The 2973-nt window shown below is 53.6% G+C and carries 3 protein-coding genes and 3 tRNA genes; all 6 read right to left on the minus strand.

Features of this window, described 5'->3' with window-relative positions; translation table 11 throughout:
- Positions 1 to 97: 97 nt before the first annotated feature.
- A tRNA-Thr gene (locus tag NAV27_RS19070) sits at positions 98 to 173 on the minus strand.
- A 24-nt stretch (positions 174 to 197) separates the two neighbouring features.
- Positions 198 to 271 (minus strand) — tRNA-Gly (locus NAV27_RS19075).
- A gap of 25 nt (positions 272 to 296) precedes the next feature.
- Positions 297 to 381, minus strand: a tRNA-Tyr gene (locus NAV27_RS19080).
- Between the two features lie 131 nt (positions 382 to 512).
- Positions 513 to 1196 (minus strand): SPOR domain-containing protein, encoded by a 684-nt coding sequence (locus tag NAV27_RS19085; RefSeq protein ID WP_102829658.1) that lies wholly within the window; start codon positions 1194 to 1196, stop codon positions 513 to 515.
- A 16-nt stretch (positions 1197 to 1212) separates the two neighbouring features.
- Complete coding sequence (locus NAV27_RS19090) at positions 1213 to 1950, minus strand: type III pantothenate kinase (protein WP_102829657.1); 738 nt, start codon at positions 1948 to 1950, stop codon at positions 1213 to 1215.
- Complete coding sequence (birA, locus tag NAV27_RS19095; protein ID WP_102829656.1) at positions 1947 to 2903, minus strand: bifunctional biotin--[acetyl-CoA-carboxylase] ligase/biotin operon repressor BirA; 957 nt, start codon at positions 2901 to 2903, stop codon at positions 1947 to 1949. The genes NAV27_RS19090 and birA overlap by 4 nt, the downstream gene beginning before the upstream one ends.
- Positions 2904 to 2973: the final 70 nt, after the last annotated feature.

Raw genomic sequence — 2973 nt, forward strand, 5'->3', positions numbered from 1 at the left:
CTCTTTAGCCATCGAGACCGTCTCCCATCGTTGAATTGAGCTAGTCACGCCACCATTAAAACAAAGGCAGATATTCTCATATCTGCCTTTGTCGATTTGGAGCTCATGAGCGGATTTGAACCGCTGACCTCACCCTTACCAAGGGTGTGCTCTACCAGCTGAGCTACATGAGCGAAACACTGCGCAAACTTCAAACCTGGAGCGGGTAGCGGGAATCGAACCCGCATCATCAGCTTGGAAGGCTGAGGTTCTACCACTAAACTATACCCGCTTAAGCCAAGGCTTACGCTTGAATCTGGTGGAGGGGGAAGGATTCGAACCTTCGAAGTCTATGACGTCAGATTTACAGTCTGATCCCTTTGGCCGCTCGGGAACCCCTCCAAAGTGAGGCGGCATTTTCATTTCTTGCCACCCTACTGTCAAGCAATTTCTCATATAAATCTTGAGGTTAGCTTTCTGACAGCTTGCTTGCAGAAGTGCCGCTACACGGCACCCTCAAAGCGCGCGCTATTCTATTCAAACAGCGGGGAGCTTGCAACGTCTGCACAAGACATCTGTTCATGCTTCATCGCAGGCATCTGCTCCACCAGAGTCTGGAGCAAGGCCTCACTCAACAGCGCACGACTCTCGGGCTCCACACGAAGCCATTGGGTTCGATGCGCTCTCGGCAACTCACGGACAAGCGCCGCGTAGCCGGCGCCCCCTAGGCGTGTCACCACCCCCTCCGCTGAATCCTGGCGAGAAAAAATACCTAGCGATATGCCATTAGTGAGGTCACCTACACTAATGATATAGGCATCGATATTGCGCGACTGTAATTCTCGCAGCTGCCTAAGCGATGCCTGGCGAGAGGCCAGCGGCGGCAGATAAACCCAATAATCGACACCGACGGTCGATTCCACCACCTGGAGACTCGATCGTATATCCAGACTCAACAAGCGCTGCTCGAGCGCCCGAACAGTGTCTTCATCATTAAAGCCCCCTAAAAAAAGGCAGATAGCATCTTTTTCCGGAAGAGCTTGTGATTGTTTATTGGGAAACCGATCCGACTCACTCAACAACGCGATACTGGAGCTGGCCTCGCTACCATACGATAACGACGGAGCAACCTGCTTGGCCTGCAGCGGCGACTGTTGAAGCTGAAATGCGTAGTAGAGGATATTTAAAGTTAACAGCAACAAAAACAACCAGCGCATCCGCACCTCGCGAAGATCAGGGACAAGCAACAGCTAAACCACGAAACACCAGATCAGGAACATACCGCACGACTGGAATATCAGTGATCAGGGCCGCATCCCCCCCAGTCGCAAATAAAGAGACGTCATTCCCAAAAGTCGATCTGGCATACTCGATTTGAGTCTTCACGAAAGACCGAAGCATCAATAGACACCCCCGCTCGACCGCCTCAGCGGTTGAGCGCCCGGGGACAAGCTCTCGTGCGGCGCTCACCGCCTCTACGCTATCGTACCGAACGCGCTGAGTGTGTGTCTGTAGCTGATGACGTAACAGCGGCATACCTGGAGCGATGTACCCGCCAAGATGAGCCCCACTCGCGCTTATAAGGTCTGCCGTCACCGCTGTCCCCAGATCGAGTACTAGAGCGGCGCGAGCATCTATGCTGTAGGCCGCCACAATTGCCAGCCAGCGATCTAATCCAAGGCGCGCATAATCGTCATACCCATTAACCACGCCACCTAGCTCCCTAGATGGCCGCGCGCAGGAGATCGATATCCCCAACACCTTCTCAAGACTGCTACACAGCTGTTTGGTTTCCGCGTCACTTCGCACACTCACCATGCGCCCTCTGGTGAGCTGCTTTGAACAGGCAGAAACGCCCTGCAGCAATTCAGAAACTGACGCAGCAACCCCACCCCACAAAGAATCATTAGTTCCAACCTGTAGGGCGCGCCACTTGATAAAACTGTTACCACAATCGAGCTCGAGAATCATGGGGCGAGCCTCAGGCTCAGCTCACCGCTGTTGAAGCTTTTTTCAACCCCACCCACTTCCAACCGCAAGCCCCCCATTTCATCTATCCCAACGACTCGGCCATACACCTGCTGGGAGGCTGTGCTTAACACACAGTCGCGCCCTTGCCAGATATGCTCGCGCTCCCATTCTTCCTGAATAGAAGCAAAGCCGTAATCAGTATGACGCTGCAAATAACTATGTAATGTGTCGCTAAGGCAGGTCGCAACCGAATTTCGATCAACCAAATGACCCAGCTCCGTGCGAAGTGACGTCCATGGCTGATCGATCTGCTCTTTGGTAGAAACCATATTCACATTAATACCAACGCCGATGACTACGTAACAGACATCCGCAGGATCTCCAGACAACTCGAGCAAAACGCCTGCCAGCTTCTTCCCCCCGGCATAGATATCATTCGGCCATTTGAGTCCGATTTGCCGCACCCCGAGGTTGCGTAGCGAAATCATAACTGCCAACCCCGCAACCAGACTCAACCCTGAGAGCTGCTGAAAGCCCCCCGTAATCCTGTAGGCCAAGCTGTAATAAAGATTCTGGGCGACTGGACTAATCCATTTCCGGCCGCGCCGCCCACGACCAGCTTTCTGAGCTTCCGCCAGAACAACAAATGGCGGCAGCGCGCCGGCAGATAACAAGCGCAAGGCTTCAGCGTTTGTCGAGTCCACCTCGGGATACAGAAATAGCGACCATTTCGTTGACCGCAAATGATTCTGCAACGCTAAGCCATCCAACAAGGACAGCGGCCCAGCCAAACGATAACCGCGCCCCCGAACGCGGTGCAGATCGATACCGTATTCCTCCTCGATCCGTCCTATATTTTTCCAAACAGAGCCGCGGCTGACGCCCAAAGCATCCCCTAGCTCTTGCCCCGAATGGAAGCGGCCGTCCCCCAGCAACTGCAATAGTTTATTCATTTCCAGCCCTCGCAACAGAGCGGCATCATATCCAGTGATCGCTAAATCGCCTAACCTGCTTTTCGAGGCG

This window comes from Stutzerimonas degradans, assembly GCF_024448505.1.
Lineage (GTDB): Bacteria > Pseudomonadota > Gammaproteobacteria > Pseudomonadales > Pseudomonadaceae > Stutzerimonas > Stutzerimonas degradans.

What these genes read in the sequence shown, in the direction of transcription:
- NAV27_RS19085 (WP_102829658.1), bottom strand. Translation starts at nt 1,196, where the DNA reads ATGCGCTGGTTGTTTTTGTTGCTGTTAACTTTAAATATCCTCTACTAC.
- NAV27_RS19090 (WP_102829657.1), bottom strand. Translation starts at nt 1,950, where the DNA reads ATGATTCTCGAGCTCGATTGTGGTAACAGTTTTATCAAGTGGCGCGCC.
- birA (WP_102829656.1), bottom strand. Translation starts at nt 2,903, where the DNA reads ATGAATAAACTATTGCAGTTGCTGGGGGACGGCCGCTTCCATTCGGGG.